The sequence below is a fragment of the Pseudomonas sp. Z1-12 genome (assembly GCF_051132015.1).
GTDB lineage: Bacteria > Pseudomonadota > Gammaproteobacteria > Pseudomonadales > Pseudomonadaceae > Aquipseudomonas > Aquipseudomonas zanjanensis.
The window spans coordinates 2,211,855-2,228,381 of the sequence record NZ_CP071647.1 but is presented as its reverse complement, the minus strand read 5'-3'; the positions used below and the strand labels follow the sequence as shown (position 1 = coordinate 2,228,381).

Sequence of the window (16,527 nt, the reverse complement as noted above, 5' to 3'; positions counted from 1 at the left end):
GTTATTTGCAAGTCAGCGAGCAGCGACCGCCTGGGTGGTGGCTTCGCTGAAGTCGAACACCTTGCCGCCCTGGGCCGTGGCAAATTGCTGGGCCTGGCCCTTGAGCAGGAACGCGCTGAGTTGGCCCTTGGCATCGCTGGCGAACCATGCTTGCTCGGCCAGCAGCTTGATCCCGCTGTCGCTGGCCTGGGCATAGACGGCGCGGATGCCCTTGCCTTCCTGCTTGAGGCTCACCAGCGCGGCGAAAGCCGATTGCGCCGAGGCGTAATGGCGCACTTTCGCCTCTCCGCGCACCCAGATTTCGGCCACATGGCGGGCATCGGTGATCGCCTGGCCGGTCGACGCATCGCCGTTGCCCAGCGGCGTCTGGGCGTAGTTGGCCAGTTGCGCGGTGTAATCGAGGTTCGACGCCTTGAAGGCGGCGCGGATGTACTGGTCATCGATGAAAGTGTTGAGGTCCAGGCCGCGATCAGCCTTTTTCAGCAGCTTGAGGGTGTCGATGGCCGTGCCGACGGCCTGGCGGTATTCCGGTTTCCAGGTCAGGTCGCGGGTCTGCACGCCCAGGGGTCCGTGGAACAGGTAGTTGACCTCTGCATCCACCCCGGTGACCTTGGCGATCAGCTCGCTGTACTTCTCCGGCTCGGCGGCCAACAGTTGATTGGCTTCGATGGTCGCGCGCAGATAGGCGACGACGATTTCCGGGTACTTCCTGGCATAGGCCTGGTCCACCAACGCGCCATGGAACGTCGGTGTGTTGGCCTGGGCACCGTCGTAGATCTTGCGGGCGAAGCCCCGGCTGGGGAACAGTTCGGCGAATGGCACGAAGTCGGCGTGGGCGTCGATCTTGCCGGCTTGCAACGCGGAGCCGGCCACCTCCGGCGGCTGGGCAATGATATTGACGTCCTTGAGCGGGTCCCACCCCTGGGCCGCGACGGCGCGCAACAACATGCCGTGGGCGGTGGAGGCGAACGGCACGGAAATGGTCTTGCCCTTGAGCTCGGCCAGTGACTGCACGCCAGACGCGCTGGGCACGACGATGCCGTTGCCGCTGCCCTGGGTGCTGCCCGACAGCACGCTGATGAACAGGCTGTGCTTGCCGGCGGTTTCGAACGCCACGCCGTTGAACGCACCGGGGAAATCGGCCATGGCGCCGAAGTCGAGTTTGCCGGCGACCATCTCGTTGGTCAGTGGCGCACCGCTGGTGAAATTCTTCCACTGGATATCGTATTGGGCGTCCTTGTAGGCACCCTCATGGGGCAGGTATTTATCCAGCAGGCCCAGTTCCCGGATCAGCAACCCGCCGGCGGCGCAGTTGATGGTGGTGTCCTGGGTGCCGATGGCGATGCGGATGGTTTCTGCCCGGGCAGGCAAGGTCAATGAAGCCAGTACCAGACCGGCGAGTGCTGCACGCAATAGCATGGGTGTGTCCCCTCGAATCATTTATTGGTTTTTCGTCTCCGCCGCGATCAGGGCGCGGTGGGAAACGAGGGGTGTTCTGAGTTTGGCGTCCGGGGGTGGCCGGATGGCTTTTTGTGGTGTCTGTGGTGGCCTCATCGCGAGCAAGCTCGGCTCCCACAGGTTTATAGGTGTGCAGAACAATCGCGGCTGGCTTCGATCCCCTGTGGGAGCGAGCTTGCTCGCGATAGCGTCCTGTCAGTCAGCGCAACAGATACGGAATCTCGACTTTCACCGCCCCGGTCGGGCAGTCCTTTTCACAGGGCATGCAGTACCAGCATTCGTCGAACGCCATGTAGGCCTTCTGGGTCGCCGGGTTGATCGCCAGCAGGTCCATGGGGCAGACATCCACGCAGACGGTACAGCCCTTGTGGGCGATGCATTTGTCCTCGTCCACGGTGACGGGGGCATTGGAGCGAAAAAAGATTTCCTGGGGTTGATAGGCCATGGGCGTTTTCTCTGGGTGAAGGGGTCACGCCGCGTCGGCACCGACCCGCAGCCGGTCGTAGGCCTGCAGTTCGTCGGCATCGAGGGCGATGATGTAGGGTTCGACAGCTTTCTTGAATGAGGTCATCGCGCCGTCATCGCCCTTCTTCAAATGGCAATGGCAAAACCAGTCGCTGTCGTTGCGTTGCGGATGATCAACCCGATAGTGGTACAGGCCCCAACGACTTTCGGCGCGAAACAGCGAGGCGCGGGCGGCCATTTCGGCGCAGTCGCGGATCATGCTGACTTCCATGGCCCGCATCAGTTCATGGGCGTTGTGGGCCTTGATCTGATCCAGGTCACGCTGGATATCGCTGAAGCGTTGCAGGCCGATCTGCATTTTTTTGGTGACTTTGGGCGGTTGCAGGTAATCGTTGACGAAGCGGCGCAGCTTGTATTCCACCTGGGCCGGCGGCAGGCCATGCTCGCGCTCCAGCGGCGCGTAGACACGTGCCCTCTCCCGTTCGATCTGCCCGGCATCCAACGTCGAGAATTCCTTGCCTGCCACAAAGTCCGCGGCATTGTTACCGGCAAACCAGCCGTAGGTGAACGCACCGAGCATGTAGTTGTGCGGCACCGCCGCCATGTCGCCGGCCGAGTACAGGCCCTTGACCGAGGTCTCGGCCCGTTCGTTGACCCATACCCCCGACGCCGAATGACCGCTGCAAAAACCAATCTCGGAGATGTGCATCTCCACCATCTGCGTGCGGTAGTCGGTGCCACGGTTGGCATGGAATTGACCGCGACTGGGTCGTTCGTTGCTGTGCAGGATCTCTTCGATGTTCTGGATGGTTTCCTCGGCGAGGTGATCGAGCTTGAGGAACACCGGACCATTGCCGCCTTCGAGCTCCTGGTGGAACTCCCACATCATCTGCCCGCTCCAGTAGTCACACTCGATGAAGCGCTCGCCCTTGTTGTTGGCGGTGTAGCCGCCCAGGGGGCCGGTGACATAGGCGCACGCCGGGCCGTTGTAATCCTTGATCAGCGGGTTGATCTGGAAGCACTCCAGGTTCGCCAGTTCGGCACCGGCGTGATAAGCCATCGCATAACCATCGCCGGCATTGGTCGGATTCTCATAAGTGCCCATCAGATAGCCCGAGGCCGGCAATCCCAGGCGCCCCGCGGCGCCGCAGCAGAGAATGACCGCCTTGGCCTTGATCACATGAAAGTCGGCGGTGCGGCAATCGAAGCCCATCACACCGTTCACCGCACCCTCCTCGTCGGTCAGCAGCCGCGTGCAGACCAGCCGATTGGTAATACTCACCCGCGCCCGTTTCAGTTGGCGATAAAGCACCTTCTTGATGTCGTGCCCTTCCGGCATCGGCAGCACGTAGGCGCCCATGTGATGAACCTTTTTCACCGCATAGTCGCCGGTTTCGTCCTTCTCGAACTTCACACCCCAGCGGTCCAGTTGCTCGATCGTTTCGAAACTGTGGGTCGCATAGGCGTACACCGCCGCCTGGTTGACGATGCCGTCGTTGGCGATGGTGATTTCCTTGGTGTACTGCTCAGGGGTGGAATGGCCGGGGATGATCGCGTTGTTCAAGCCGTCCATGCCCATACTGATGGCGCCGCTGCGCTTGACGTTGGCCTTGTCCACCAGCAGCACGCGCAGATCACGGTTGCGCTCCTTGGCCTTGATCGCCGCCATGGGGCCAGCCGTACCGCCGCCGATGACGACGATGTCGTATTCCTGTTCCAGGGTGTTCCGAGTCATGCCTGCGTTCCTTTTTGCCGGTCGATCCGCAAGCGGTACTGGAAGGCATCGCCACGGTAGTAGAGGTGTTCGAAGTCCAACGGCTGGCCGTGGTCGTCATGGGTCAGGCGCTCGATGCGCATGATCGGCGAGCCTGGTTCGACCTCCAGCGCCTGGGTCAGGTCGCTGTCGGCCAGTACCGCATCGATGGCCAGGTCGGCATGTCCCAAGGTCAAGGCGCAGTCGTTTTCCAGGATCAGGAATATGTCCCGGGTGACCAGGTCGGCCTTTTCCAGTCGTTCACCGAGGACCTTCGGCAGGTAGGTGATCTCCAGGGAAACCGGCTCGCGGTTGATCAAGCGCACCCGTTTGATCTGCGCCACCACTTCCCCTTCGATCAACTTCAGGCGCTCGGCCACGCGTTTGTCGGCCGCGATGAACTTGAAACTGATCAAGCGGTTGAGCACCTCGAACCCGCGCCCGGTCATGGACTCGGCCAAGCCTTGGAGGGTGCTGACGTTCTGGAAGGTCTTGGGCTTGGCCACGAATGTGCCTTTGCCGTGGATCTTAAAAATCAGGCCTTCCTTTTGCAGATCGCCCAAGGCCTGGCGCACGGTGATGCGACTGACCCTGAACAACGCGCCAAGCTCGCTTTCCGAGGGCATCTGGCTGCCTTGGGGGTATTCACCGTCGAGAATCCGCGCACGCAGCACGTCTCGCAGTTGCGTGTGCAGCGGTACGCTATTGAGGGATAGAACGTTGTCGGACATGGCCCTTATCACTTGTCATAACGAGTTATGACGTGATCTTAGGGAAAGCCCCCACGGCTTGAGAAATATTGTTTGGACATATCCTTAGAGCCGAGCGTCAGCGCTCTCATTGCGAAACGCGCTGGGGCTCATGCCGGTCCAGCGCCGGAACGCCCGGCGGAAGCTGCGCACATCGCTGTAGCCGACCTCTTCGGTAATGCGCTCGATGGACAGCTCCGGGTTGGCCAGCAGGTTCAGGGTGCGGCCGCGGCGCACCTGTTCGAGCAAGGCCTCGAAGGTCAGGCTGTGTTCGGTCAGGCGTCGACGCAGGGTGCGGCTGCTCATGTTGAGGTCGCTGGCGATTTTCTCGATGTGGCTGCCCCGGGTCAGGTCCCGGGCAATCGCCCGTTCCACGGTCTGGATAAGGTCGATCTTCTGGTGGACCTCGCAGGCCTCCTGCTCGAGCAAGGCCAATGCCTGGCGCAGGGCCAGCGGGTGATGATTGGGCAAACGCATGTCCAGCCAGCGCACGTCGATCAGCATGCGGTTGTGCCGGCAACCGAAGCGCACCTCCGGCCCCAGGATCCGCTGGTAGGCCTGGGCATAGGACGGCGCGGCGTGCATGAATTCCACGGCCTGGGGCTTGAAATCGGCCCCCGCCAGCGCCCGGCCGTAGACCATCAGGCTGGCGAAGAACTCTTCCACGGCAAACACCTGGATCTCGGCGAAAGGCAGGCGGCAAGTGGCCTCGACCCTGATCCGGTCAGTGGCCTCTTCGACACGGGTCACGGCGATGCCGCCGGTGGTGTGCTGGTAACGAACCCCGAGGGCGAAGGCATCGCGCAGGGTTTCGCACAGCGACAAGACGTGACCCAGCAGGCCTAGGGTGCCGAGCACGTTGCGATCACCCACCCATAACCCCAGCCCCTGGTCAGGCAACAGCTTCAGTGCACGTTGGATCATGACCACGGCCTGGCGATAGGAAATGCGCTGGGCGGGATCTTGCAGGTCATCGAGGCCGAACCCCAGGCCGCGACACAGGCTGGCGGCATCGAAGCCCTTGTCCGCCACCACCTCGGCCAACGTTTGCAGCAAAAATGGCGATACCAGCGCCAATTCATAGGTGGGGTCGATGACTTTCATCTGCATGGGGCGGGTTCCGGAGCACGTTAGGTGGCGTTTTTGTAACCGGTTATTTCTTAAAGTTAGCATGAGCCGCTGGATAGAGGGGTAGAAAAATCTGGCCGCCCAAGTCCCCTGTCTGGCCGCCAATACCCTGCCCTGTCGGCGGCGAACGGCTTATTTGTATGACTCGGACCTCCGGTGCATTTCCAACAATAATAATGAGCTCCCCACATGAACCCGACCCGCACGACATTCGCCTTGCAATTGACCCTCGGCCTGGCCTGCGGCGCAGCCCTGCCCGCCCTGGCCACCGAATCGGGGGTCGACAACATCGGCCCAGGCACCGATGGCTTTTTCGTGTTGCCGCTGGAAGTCGACAGCCTTCCCGACCACATGGTCGCGTTCAACCTCTACTACAACCATTACAAGGCCCGGAAATTCAACATCAGTTCGTTGGGCGGCGAAGTGCCGGACGTCGAAATCGAATCCACGGCAGTGGTCCCGCGTATCGATTACCTGAGCCCGTTGCGAGTGGCCGGTGGACGCGCGGGGATCTACATCGCCCAACCCTGGCTCAAGCAGGAAGTCTCGGTGTTCGGCCTGCATGACACCCGTGAGGGCATGGGCGACACGACCATTTCGCCCATTGTGCTCTGGGATATGGGCAAGCACCTGACCCTGGCCGCGGCGGTGGAAATCACTGTACCCACCGGCGAATACAGCACCGATCGACTGGCCAACACCAGCAACAATTTCTACACCTACAAACCGCTGTTTTCCTTCACCTGGTTGCCCACGGAAGACACCGAGGTGTCGATGAAGACCACCTATAGCTTCAACCGCAAGAACAAGGACACCGACTACCGTTCCGGGCAGATTTTCCACTTCGACTATTCCGCCAGCTACCGCGTGACCGACAACCTGAGGCTGGGGCTCAACGGCTACTACCTCAAGCAGACCACCGACGACAAACAGTACGGCCGCACCGTGCAATTCGCCGGGCAGGATGTGGACGACGGGGTCCGCGGCCAGGTCTTCGCCATCGGCCCGGCGCTGCACCTGACCTTCCTCAAGTACGCCAGCGCCGAGATCCGCTGGGCCAAGGAGTTCGAAGTGGAGAACCGCACCGAAGGCGAAATGCTCTGGGCCAAGATCAGTATTCCGTTTGCGTTCTAGAGGGCCTTTGTGGCTTTTGTGGCGAGGGAGCTTGCTCCCGCTCGGCGGCGTAGCCGTCGTAAGCCGGCTGAGGTGATCTGTCTGGAAAATTGCGTTATCCGATTTGGGGTTGCTGCGCAGCCCAGCGGGAGCAAGCTCCCTCGCCACAAGGGTTGTGCCTGGCAGGATAGAATCAGCCAACCAGCCATTTGAAACCTCAGCTCACCCCCAGAATCGATGCAAGGTGCCCATTGAGAAACTTGCCGCCAGGGTCCAGCGCCTGGCGCACCTGGGTGAATTCAGTCCAGCGCGGGTACAACGCCTGGAGTGCCTTGGCGTTCAGCGAGTGCAGCTTCCCCCAATGCGGACGACCCTGGTACTTCCAGAAGATCGGCTCGATGGCGGCAAAGAAATTGTGGTGGTCCATCTGGTAATGCTGGTGCACGGAGATTGAGCAACTGTCCCGGCCTTCGAACATGCTCAAGGCAATGTCGTCGGCCTTCACGTAGCGGTATTCGATGGGAAACCAGGTGCGCAGGTCCTTGTCGCGGATCAGCGCAAGGATTTCCCGCAAGCACGCCGGGCCGTGTTCGGCCGGGACTGAATATTCCATCTCGTTGAAACGCACGGTGCGGGCGTTGGCGTAGATGTCATGGGAATCACCGACGCGGTCATCGAACTCGGCCACCAGCCGCAGGCTGTTGAGCAGCGCGCGCCGGATCGCTGGAAAATCGCTGCCGTACTTGTCGAGGTTTTCGATCAGGGAGACGAACTCGTTGCCGCCCTCCTCCTCGGGACTGATCGGCGGCGTGGCCGGATCGGTGGTTTCGTTCAGGGTGATCGACAGCGCATAGTCGGAATGGGTGACGACTTGCATTTCCCAGTGCTGGTTGTCCCGGGTGTTGGTATGCACGTCCTCGAGCAACTCCTCGGTTTTCGCCACCCACTGGTGCTCGCGCAAGCGATAGGCCGCGCGGTTTTGTAACCGCACGCGGGTCACCAGCCCCAGCGCGCCAAGGGACACCCGGCCGGCCTGGAACACCTCGGGATGACGCTGGGCATCGCAATCGAGGACCTCGCCGCTGGCCGTCACCAGTTGCAGGCCGACCACTTGGGAGGCGTATGAGCCAAAGGTCTTGCCAGTGCCATGGGTCGAGGTCGCGATGGCACCGGCCAAGGTCTGGTAATCGACGTCGGCCATGTTCGGCAGTGCCTGGCCGATGGCCTTGAGCGCCGGGCCCATGCGGGACATGGGCGTGCCGCCGCCGAACTCGGCTTGCAGGCTGGCACCATCGTGGTCCAGCAGGCCACTGAAAAAACTCAGCGACAACAAGGTGCCGTCGGTGGGCACCAGGGCGCTGAAGGAGTGCCCGGAACCCACCGGCCGAATCCGCCCTTCGGCGCGGCGCACCACCTGCACCAGTTCGTCGAGGTCCTTGGGGGCCAGGCGCGCCGCCGGCAGGCAACTCTGCGCACCGGACCAGTTGCGCCACGGGATCAAGCGAGGCGCGCGCATCAGCTCGGCCAGGGCGCCCTGGCTGCCCAGTGCGGTAAAGGCGGCGACAACGCTGGCCTGTTGCAGCAACCGACGCCGTGAGTAGTCCATCGTCATGCCGAAAGTACCCGTATTTATTATTGGAAGTGTTGGCCGGACATGAAGGCGATCAGGGCCAGGAACTGCTCTTCGGAACAGTGCATGCACAGGCCCATCGGCGGCATGCCGTTGTAGCCGTTGATCGCGTGGTCCAGCAGGGTCTCGGCGCCTTGGGCGACCCGCGGGGCCCAGGCGTTCGTATCGCCGGTCAACGGCGCCCCGGCGCCGGGGTTGGCGTGGCAGAGTTTGCAACTGCTGTCGTAGACCTGGGCCAGCGCCGCATCGCTGGGCATCGCCGTGAACACCGTGGGCGCGGGGGGCTTGGGCTCTTCGCCGCAGCCGGCGAGCAGGCTGCCGAGCAGCACGATGACGGCGGAGTGAAGCAAGGTTGAAGGCGTGGTTGCCAACATAGGGCCCCTCTTGGCTGCGCTTTTCTTGTTGTGGCTCAACACTAAGGCACGCCAGCGCGTCGGCTGAGGTCATTGGGGGCCAGAAAAGGGGGCTTGGGCGGCCAGGGCATTCACTGAGCCCCCTGTGGCCAGAGATTGCTCCCGCTGGGGTGCGAAGCAGCCCTGAGCCTGTCGCCTCGGAAAACGGCGGGTCGAGATTGAGCAACCAGCACTGCCCTCTGTGGGAGCGAGCTTGCTCGCGATAGCGGTCTGTCTGTCTGTCGCTTATGTGTTGAATGCGCCGACGTCATCGCGAGCAAGCTCGCTCCCACAGTTTTTGTTTTGGGGCTGTCGCATAAAGCTCAGGGCAACAACAACCCCTGCTCCCGCTCGCACAACTGCACCACGTAATCCCACAACACCCGCAGGCGTACGGATTTGTGCAGTTCACGACGGGTGCTGATCCAGTAGCTGCGGCGGATGGTTTCGTCCGGCAGCAGCGGCACCAGCGTCGGGTCGCCGCTGGCCATGTAGCACGGCAACACGGCGATCCCCAGGCCCGAGCGCGCGGCCTGTTGCTGGGCGATAACGCTGGTGCTGTGAAACACCACTCGAGGGTTGCGACAAAAACTGTTGAGGAACATCAATTCCTGGCTGAACAGCAGGTCGTCGACATAACCGATCCAGGCATGGCGGCCCAGGTCCTCGCGGCTGCGCAGCGCTGGCGAGCGATCCAGGTAGGCCGGGCTGGCGTACAGCGCCAGGCTGTAGTCGGTGAGTTTGCGGGTCACCAGCAGGTCGGCCGCCGGGCGTTCGAGGTGGATGCTGATTTCCGCCTCACGGTTGAGGATGCTGACAAAGCGCGGCACCGCCACCAGCTCCACCTCCAGTCCCGGGTAGCGCTGGAACAGCCCGTCCATGCGACTGGCGAGGAACATGATGCCCAGCCCTTCGGTCACCCCCAAACGGATCTTGCCCAGGGGTGCGCTGGACTGGGTGATGTCCTCCTGGGCCAGCAACGCCACGTTCTCCATGGCTTCGGCGTGCTTGAGCAACGTCTCGCCGGCCGGGGTCAGTTCATAGCCCTGGGCATGCTGGACGAACAGCGCAGTGCCGAGGCTCTTCTCGATGGCCTCGATGTGCCGGGCCACCGTGGCGTGGGTGGTGTTCAGCCGTCGGGCAGCCGTCAACAAACGCCCGCTGCGTTGCAGTTCCAGGAAATAGCGCAGGTCATTCCAGTCGAACATGGGGCGATCCTTGAACACGCCTGAAGGCAGGACTGTTTATAAACGCACAGCGGCTGCGCAAAAACTAACATTCTTTTGACGAAAACTAACAACTAGGATGGCTCCCACAACAACAAGAATGAGGTCGCGAATGCAACCTGTCGTCGATGAATACGATTACGTGATCGTGGGCGCCGGCCCTGCCGGGTGCTTGCTGGCCAATCGGCTTTCGGCCAACCCGCAACACCGGGTCCTGCTGCTCGAAGCCGGTGGGCGCGACAACTATCCATGGATTCACATTCCGGTCGGCTACCTGTTCTGCATCGGCAATCCACGCACCGACTGGTGCTTCAAGACCGAAGCGCAACCGGGCCTGCAAGGCCGCGCCCTGAGCTACCCGCGCGGCAAGGTCCTGGGCGGTTGTTCCTCCATCAACGGCATGATCTACATGCGCGGCCAGGCTGCCGATTACGACGACTGGGCCGCCGAAGGCAATCCCGGCTGGGCCTGGAAAGACGTCCTGACGCTGTTCCGCCAGAGCGAAAACCACTTTGCCGGCGCGTCTGAATTCCACGGTGACGGCGGCGAGTGGCGGGTCGAACGCCAGCGCCTGTCATGGCCGATTCTCGATGCCTTCCGCAGCGCCGCCGAGCAGAGCGGCATTCCCAACGTCGACGACTTCAACAGCGGCGACAATGAAGGCTGCGGCTATTTCCAGGTCAATCAGAAAGCCGGGGTGCGCTGGAACGCGGCCAAGGCGTTTCTCAAGCCGATTCGCCAGCGCGCCAACCTCACCGTATTGACCGACGTCGAGGTCGACCGGGTGTTGCTGCGTGACGACCGCGCCCATGCCGTCAGCGCTCGCTGGCAAGGCAAGGGCATGACCTTCAAGGCCCGCAAGGAAATCGTCCTGTGCGCCGGCGCCGTGGGTTCGCCGGGGATCCTGCAACGCTCCGGGATCGGCCCGCGCAGCTTGCTGCAACGCCTGGGCATCGGCGTGACCCATGAGTTGCCCGGTGTCGGCGGCAACTTGCAGGACCACCTGCAACTGCGGCTGATCTATCAGTTGGAAAATGCCCGCACCCTGAACCAGATCGCCGGCACCCTGTGGGGCAAGATGGGCATGGGCCTGCGCTATCTGTACGACCGCAGCGGGCCGCTGTCCATGGCCCCCAGCCAACTCGGCGCGTTCGCCCGCTCGGGCCCGGAGCAGAGTTCGGCCAACCTCGAATACCACGTGCAACCGCTGTCCCTGGAACGCTTCGGCGAACCGCTGCACAGTTTCCCGGCGTTCACCGCGTCGGTCTGCGACCTGCGCCCGCAAAGCCGTGGCCGGGTGGACATTCGTTCGGCCGACCCACACGAGGCGCCGCTGATCCAGCCCAATTACCTGAGTCACCCCGAAGACTTGCGAGTCGCCGCCGACGCCATCCGCCTGACCCGGCGCATCGTCGCGGCGCCAGCCCTCAGCGCGTTCAAACCGATGGAGTACCTGCCGGGCCCCAGCCTGCAGACCGAAGAGGAACTGCACCAGGCCGCCGCCCGCATCGGCACGACGATCTTCCACCCGGTCGGCACGTGCCGCATGGGCCAGGACGGCGACGCCGTGGTGGATGCGCAACTGCGCGTGCATGGCATCAAGGGCCTGCGCATCGCCGATGCCTCGATCATGCCGCGCATCACCTCGGGCAATACCTGCTCGCCGACGCTGATGATTGCCGAGAAGGCGGCGCAGATGATGCTCGAGGCAGACACCCGAATCAGCACGCCGCAAAAGGAGCCTGCCACGGTCTGAAAAACCACCGAATCCCCTGTGGGAGCGAGCTTGCTCGCGATGACGGCGTCACCTTCAACACCTAGGTGCCAGACAGACCGCTATCGCGAGCAAGCTCGCTCCCACAGGGGGATGAGTCGATTCAAGGAAAGTGTGTCAAATCAGGAGACGCCACCCCGGCGTCGCAGTGGAACAACAAAAACAATCACTGTGAGGGATACCGCTATGTCCGAGCATGTTCAGCCCCTGGAAGCCACGCGCAGCGCCGGCACCAGCCAGGAAACCCAGAAAGTCATCTTCGCCTCGTCCCTGGGGACGGTGTTCGAGTGGTACGACTTTTTCCTCTACGGCGCCCTGGCGGCGGTGATCAGCAAGCAGTTCTTTGCCGGGGTCAACGACACCACCGCGTTCATCTTCGCCCTGATGGCCTTCGCCGCCGGTTTCATCGTGCGGCCGTTCGGGGCCCTGGTGTTCGGGCGGCTGGGGGACATGATCGGGCGCAAGTACACGTTCCTGGCCACTATCGTGCTCATGGGCCTGGCGACGTTCTGCGTCGGCCTGCTGCCCAACTACGCCAGCATCGGCATCGCCGCGCCGATCATCCTGGTGGTGTTGCGCATGCTCCAGGGCTTGGCCCTGGGCGGTGAGTACGGTGGCGCGGCGACTTATGTTGCCGAGCATGCGCCAATGGGCAAGCGCGGCTTTCATACCAGTTGGATTCAATCCACAGCCACCCTTGGGCTGCTGCTGTCGCTGCTGGTGGTTTTGGGCTGTCGCTACTTCACCGGCGATCAGTTCGAAGTCTGGGGCTGGCGCATTCCTTTCCTGCTGTCGATCCTGCTGCTGGGCATCTCCACCTGGATTCGCCTGAGCCTGCATGAGTCGCCGGCCTTCTTGAAAATGAAAGAGGAAGGCAAGTGCTGCAAGGCGCCGATCCGCGAATCCTTCGGCAAATGGGAAAACCTCAAGGTGGTACTGATCGCCCTGTTCAGCATCAACGCCGGGCAAGCGGTGACCTTCTACGCCGCGCAATTCTATGTGCTGTTTTTCCTTACCCAATTCCTCAAGATGGACCCGGCCCTCGCCAATAGCCTGCTGATTGTCAGCGTGGTGATCGGCGCACCGTTCTTCATCTTTTTCGGCTGGCTGTCGGACAAGGTCGGGCGCAAACCGGTGCTGATGATCGGCCTGCTGCTGGCGACTGCGCTGTACTTCCCGATCTTCAAGACCTTGGCTCACTACGCCAACCCGGCCATCGACCTGGCGAGCCGCCAGGCACCCATCACCGTGATCGCCGATCCGGCCACCTGCACCTTCCAGTTCGACCCGGTGGGCAAGGCGCGTTTCGACAGCCCTTGCGACAAGGTCAAGACCTTCCTGGTCAAGCAAGGCCTGCCCTACAGTAGCGTCGCGGCCCCGGCCGGCAGCACGGTGCAGATCAGCGTCGGTGACGTGAAACTCGAAGGCTACGACGAAGCGGCCCTGCGCGGTGCGGTGACCCTGGCCGGCTACCCGCAACAGGCCGATGCGCAGCAGATCAACCGCCCGATGATCGTGGCCTTGATCGTCGCGCTGATCATCATCTCGGCGATGTGCTACGGACCGCTGGCGGCGTTGATGGTCGAACTGTTCCCGACCCGGATTCGCTACACCTCAATGTCCCTGCCCTACCACATCGGCAACGGCTGGTTCGGCGGCTTCCTGCCCACCGTGTCGTTTGCCCTGGTGGTCTATACCGGGGATATTTTTTATGGGCTGTGGTACCCGGTGGTGATCACCGGGGTGAGCCTGGTGGTGGGCATGATTTGCCTGCGGGAAACCCGCAACGTGGACTTGGATACCAACTGAAATTTAGACCCGGTTGATCCCGTGGCGAGGGAGCTTGCTCCCGCTGGACTGCGCAGCAGGCCCCTTCTGGCGATGGCTGCGCAATGAGCGGGAGCAAGCTCCCTCGCCACAAGGTCTGCACCTGTCTTTCGGATCAAGCCATCAGTGGGTCTGGTGATTTTTCACCGTGCTCTCCACCAGGTCCAACATCTGCCCCAAGGCCCAAGGCTTGGCAATGAACGACGCGTGGTGCTTGATTCCGGCGCTTTCCGGCGTCTCGAAACCAGACATGATCAACAGCGGGATCTGCGGCCAGCGATCCCCCGTGAGGTTGGCCAGCTCCGCACCGTCGATCTTGCCGGGCATGGTGATGTCCGTGAGCAACAGATCGACGTAGTGGGCGCTTTCTTCGAGGAACGTCAACGCCGCATCGGCGCTTTCCCGAGGCTCCACGACGAACCCTTCGTCCTCGAGGATTTCACAGAGGAACTCCAGAATGGTTGGATCATCTTCCACAACGAGAATCAAACGTGTAGTCGCCTGGCCGTCGCCATTTGGCATCGAATTCATGAAAGTGACTCTCCTTGACCTCATAAACCTGCTTTGCGGTTTCAACCGCCTTGAAGTTATGAGCGATGCCCTTTCGAGAAATTCATTCTGCGTGCCAACCGAGCGCCGAATGTCACGCCAGCCCCCTTGGCAACGCAGCGCAACGCTTTTATCTGTATATCCATACAGATAAAACTTGCCCTGGCGCGCATCCATGACCATGCTACAAGCCTATGAAATCTGCTCAGGAAAAGGGCGCTATGCAGCTGTACCTGTGTGAAAAACCGTCCCAGGCCAAGGACATCGCCGCCGTACTCGGCGCCACGCGCCGTGGCGACGGTTGCTGGCTGGGCCCTGGCGTCACGGTCACCTGGTGCATCGGCCACCTGCTGGAAACCGCTCCACCCGATGCCTACGACGCGCGCTACAAGCGCTGGGTCCTGGCCGACCTGCCCATCGTGCCGGCGCAATGGAAAATGACCGTCAAGCCGAAAACCGCCAGCCAGTACAAGGCGGTCAAGCGCCTGTTGGGGGAAGCGAAAGAACTGGTGATCGCCACCGACGCCGACCGTGAGGGCGAAATGATCGCCCGGGAGCTGGTGGAACATTGCCGTTATCGCGGGCCGATCCGGCGGTTATGGCTATCGGCCCTGGACGAAGCGTCGATCCGCAAGGCCCTGGCCGCCCTCAAGCCGGGGGTCGAAACCTTCAACCTGTATCACTCGGCCCTGGGTCGCTCCCGGGCCGACTGGCTGATCGGCATGAACATGAGTCGCCTGTTCACGTTGCTGGGGCGCCAGTCCGGTTACCAGGGCGTGTTGCCGGTCGGTCGCGTGCAGACACCGACGCTGCGACTGGTGGTGGACCGCGACCGCAGCATCGCCAACTTCGTGCCGGTCGCCTATTGGGCCATCGACGTGCAGCTCAGCCACGACGGCACGGCGTTTACCGCCCAGTGGCGCGCCGACCCGGATGCCTGCGACGACCAGGAGCGCTGCCTGAACCAGGCCCTGGCCCGGAACGCCGCCCAGGCCATGAGCAACGCCGCCACCGCCCGGACGCTGAAAGTACGTACAGAGCGCCTGCGCGAAGCGGCGCCGTTGCCCTTCGACCTGGGCACCCTGCAGGAAGTCTGCTCGAAGAAGCTCGGCCTCGGCGCCCAGGAAACCCTGGACATCGCCCAGTCGCTCTACGAGACCTACAAACTCATCACCTACCCGCGCAGCGATTGCGGTTTCCTGCCCTTGAGCCAGCACAGCGAAGCACCGGCCATCCTGGCCGCCCTTGCCCAGGCCGACCCCAGCCTCGCACCACTGCGCGAGCATTTGCAGGCGCAGCGCAAGTCCAGGGCCTGGAACGACGCCAAGGTCAGCGCCCACCACGGCATCATTCCCACCGCCGCCGCCAGGAACCTGGACAAACTCGCCGGCAAGCAGCGCGCGGTCTATACGCTGATTCGCGCGCGCTACCTGGCGCAGTTCCTGCCCAACCACGAATACGACCGGACCCAGGCCGACTTCGACTGTGCCGGCCAGGCGCTGCGTGCCGTGGGCAAGCAGATCGTCGAGCCCGGCTGGAAACGCGCCCTGCCCGAAGCACTGGCGCCGGCCAGGGGCCGTGAAGCACCGGCGCCGCAGGTCCTGCCGGCACTGGCCGAAGGTCGCGATTGCGCGGTGGACGAGGTGAAACCCAAGGACCTCTGGACCCAGCCACCCAAGCCCTTCACCGAAGGTGACCTGATCAAGGCGATGAAGAACGTCGCCAAGCTGGTGGAGGACCCGTTGCTCAAGCAGAAGCTCAAGGACACCACCGGCATCGGCACCGAAGCGACCCGGGCCTCGATCATCCAAGGGCTGCTCGACCGCGGTTACCTGGTGAAAAACGGCAAGGCCCTGTGTGCCACCCCGGCGGCCTTCAGCCTCATCGACGCCGTCCCCCGGGCCATCGCCGACCCAGGCACCACCGCTATCTGGGAACAAGCCCTGGACATGGTGCAAAGCGGAGAAATGAGCCTGGAAGAATTCGTCACCCGGCAAGCCGCCTGGATGAGCAAGCACGTCGCCCGCTGCCAGGGCATGAGCCTGACCATCAGCGGCCCGGCCAGCCCCGCCGGGCGTGGCGCAACACCGTGGAAAAACAAGCGCAAGCCGGCCAAGCGCAAGGCTGGCGGTGCACCGCGCAAGGCGAGCAAGGCCAAGGCCACTTGAACAAAATCAGACCCATCCCGAATCCCCTTGTGGGAGCGAGCTTGCTCGCGATAGCGGCGCATCAACCTCCAGATAATTGATTGCCACACCGCCATCGCGAGCAAGCTCGCTCCCACATTAAATGGGGGATGGCTGGAAATTCTCATACCCAAACCGTTTTGTCCGACAAGATGTAGTGACCAAAAATATTCACTACAAAACCGTTGACGCCTCCGATTTGCCCTTGCATGATGCAGACGTCTCCCCGATCGGGAGTACAGGCAACTGTTTGAGCAAGCTCGTCTGACCGCCGAGC

At 62.5% G+C, this 16,527-nt stretch carries 13 protein-coding genes; 4 read left to right on the top strand and 9 right to left on the bottom strand.

What is annotated here, in order from left to right; all coding sequences use genetic code 11:
* Positions 1–12 precede the first annotated feature (12 nt).
* The 5 genes from J3P85_RS09910 to J3P85_RS09890 form a co-directional block, all read right to left on the bottom strand.
* Positions 13–1,419, bottom strand: coding sequence for an ABC transporter substrate-binding protein (locus tag J3P85_RS09910; protein ID WP_434705649.1), 1,407 nt, complete (start codon positions 1,417–1,419; stop codon positions 13–15).
* A 238-nt stretch (positions 1,420–1,657) separates the two neighbouring features.
* Entirely contained in the window at positions 1,658–1,903 is a 246-nt protein-coding gene (locus tag J3P85_RS09905; protein ID WP_003180418.1) for a 4Fe-4S dicluster domain-containing protein, read from the bottom strand.
* Positions 1,904–1,927: 24 nt separating this feature from the next.
* A complete protein-coding gene (locus tag J3P85_RS09900; protein WP_434705647.1) occupies positions 1,928–3,658 on the bottom strand; it encodes a fumarate reductase/succinate dehydrogenase flavoprotein subunit in 1,731 nt (576 codons plus the stop codon).
* A complete protein-coding gene (locus J3P85_RS09895; RefSeq protein ID WP_434705645.1) occupies positions 3,655–4,407 on the bottom strand; it encodes a GntR family transcriptional regulator in 753 nt (250 codons plus the stop codon). Before J3P85_RS09895 ends, J3P85_RS09900 begins: the two co-directional genes overlap by 4 nt.
* 84 nt (positions 4,408–4,491) lie before the next feature.
* Positions 4,492–5,535: an AraC family transcriptional regulator gene (locus tag J3P85_RS09890; RefSeq protein ID WP_434705644.1), complete on the bottom strand. Its 1,044-nt coding sequence runs from the start codon at positions 5,533–5,535 to the stop codon at positions 4,492–4,494.
* Positions 5,536–5,742: 207 nt separating this feature from the next.
* On the opposite strand from J3P85_RS09890, the gene J3P85_RS09885 reads away from it, so the two are divergent.
* Positions 5,743–6,687 (top strand): SphA family protein, encoded by a 945-nt coding sequence (locus J3P85_RS09885; RefSeq protein ID WP_186710591.1) that lies wholly within the window; start codon positions 5,743–5,745, stop codon positions 6,685–6,687.
* 196 nt (positions 6,688–6,883) lie between these two features.
* Here the strand turns inward: J3P85_RS09885 and J3P85_RS09880 are convergent, their stop codons facing one another.
* From J3P85_RS09880 to J3P85_RS09870, 3 genes are all read right to left on the bottom strand, one after another.
* Complete coding sequence (locus J3P85_RS09880) at positions 6,884–8,182, bottom strand: D-arabinono-1,4-lactone oxidase (protein ID WP_434706347.1); 1,299 nt, start codon at positions 8,180–8,182, stop codon at positions 6,884–6,886.
* Positions 8,183–8,298: 116 nt separating this feature from the next.
* Positions 8,299–8,670, bottom strand: coding sequence for a c-type cytochrome (locus J3P85_RS09875; protein WP_434705643.1), 372 nt, complete (start codon positions 8,668–8,670; stop codon positions 8,299–8,301).
* Between the two features lie 341 nt (positions 8,671–9,011).
* Positions 9,012–9,896, bottom strand: a complete 885-nt coding sequence (locus J3P85_RS09870) for a LysR family transcriptional regulator (protein WP_434705642.1) — start codon at positions 9,894–9,896, stop codon at positions 9,012–9,014.
* Between the two features lie 130 nt (positions 9,897–10,026).
* On the opposite strand from J3P85_RS09870, the gene J3P85_RS09865 reads away from it, so the two are divergent.
* Positions 10,027–11,670, top strand: coding sequence for a GMC family oxidoreductase (locus J3P85_RS09865; protein ID WP_434705640.1), 1,644 nt, complete (start codon positions 10,027–10,029; stop codon positions 11,668–11,670).
* 204 nt (positions 11,671–11,874) lie between these two features.
* Positions 11,875–13,497: an MFS transporter gene (locus tag J3P85_RS09860; protein WP_434705639.1), complete on the top strand. Its 1,623-nt coding sequence runs from the start codon at positions 11,875–11,877 to the stop codon at positions 13,495–13,497.
* Between the two features lie 141 nt (positions 13,498–13,638).
* Here J3P85_RS09860 and J3P85_RS09855 read toward each other — a convergent pair whose 3' ends face one another.
* Positions 13,639–14,046, bottom strand: coding sequence for a response regulator (locus tag J3P85_RS09855; protein WP_434705638.1), 408 nt, complete (start codon positions 14,044–14,046; stop codon positions 13,639–13,641).
* Positions 14,047–14,285: 239 nt separating this feature from the next.
* Between J3P85_RS09855 and J3P85_RS09850 the strand changes: the two genes are divergently transcribed.
* The gene (locus tag J3P85_RS09850; RefSeq protein ID WP_434705636.1) at positions 14,286–16,232 is read left to right on the top strand and encodes a DNA topoisomerase III; all 1,947 of its coding nucleotides are present in this window, start codon (positions 14,286–14,288) and stop codon (positions 16,230–16,232) included.
* The last annotated feature ends 295 nt before the right edge of the window (positions 16,233–16,527 follow it).

Bases quoted from the DNA above. Each gene is read 5' to 3' on its own strand.
- J3P85_RS09880 (WP_434706347.1), bottom strand. From the start codon at position 8,182: ATGCGCGCGCCTCGCTTGATCCCGTGGCGCAACTGGTCCGGTGCGCAG.
- J3P85_RS09910 (WP_434705649.1), bottom strand. From the start codon at position 1,419: ATGCTATTGCGTGCAGCACTCGCCGGTCTGGTACTGGCTTCATTGACC.
- J3P85_RS09865 (WP_434705640.1), top strand. From the start codon at position 10,027: ATGCAACCTGTCGTCGATGAATACGATTACGTGATCGTGGGCGCCGGC.
- J3P85_RS09885 (WP_186710591.1), top strand. From the start codon at position 5,743: ATGAACCCGACCCGCACGACATTCGCCTTGCAATTGACCCTCGGCCTG.
- J3P85_RS09875 (WP_434705643.1), bottom strand. From the start codon at position 8,670: ATGTTGGCAACCACGCCTTCAACCTTGCTTCACTCCGCCGTCATCGTG.
- J3P85_RS09890 (WP_434705644.1), bottom strand. From the start codon at position 5,535: ATGCAGATGAAAGTCATCGACCCCACCTATGAATTGGCGCTGGTATCG.
- J3P85_RS09860 (WP_434705639.1), top strand. From the start codon at position 11,875: ATGTCCGAGCATGTTCAGCCCCTGGAAGCCACGCGCAGCGCCGGCACC.
- J3P85_RS09895 (WP_434705645.1), bottom strand. From the start codon at position 4,407: ATGTCCGACAACGTTCTATCCCTCAATAGCGTACCGCTGCACACGCAA.
- J3P85_RS09905 (WP_003180418.1), bottom strand. From the start codon at position 1,903: ATGGCCTATCAACCCCAGGAAATCTTTTTTCGCTCCAATGCCCCCGTC.
- J3P85_RS09855 (WP_434705638.1), bottom strand. From the start codon at position 14,046: ATGAATTCGATGCCAAATGGCGACGGCCAGGCGACTACACGTTTGATT.
- J3P85_RS09850 (WP_434705636.1), top strand. From the start codon at position 14,286: ATGCAGCTGTACCTGTGTGAAAAACCGTCCCAGGCCAAGGACATCGCC.
- J3P85_RS09870 (WP_434705642.1), bottom strand. From the start codon at position 9,896: ATGTTCGACTGGAATGACCTGCGCTATTTCCTGGAACTGCAACGCAGC.
- J3P85_RS09900 (WP_434705647.1), bottom strand. From the start codon at position 3,658: ATGACTCGGAACACCCTGGAACAGGAATACGACATCGTCGTCATCGGC.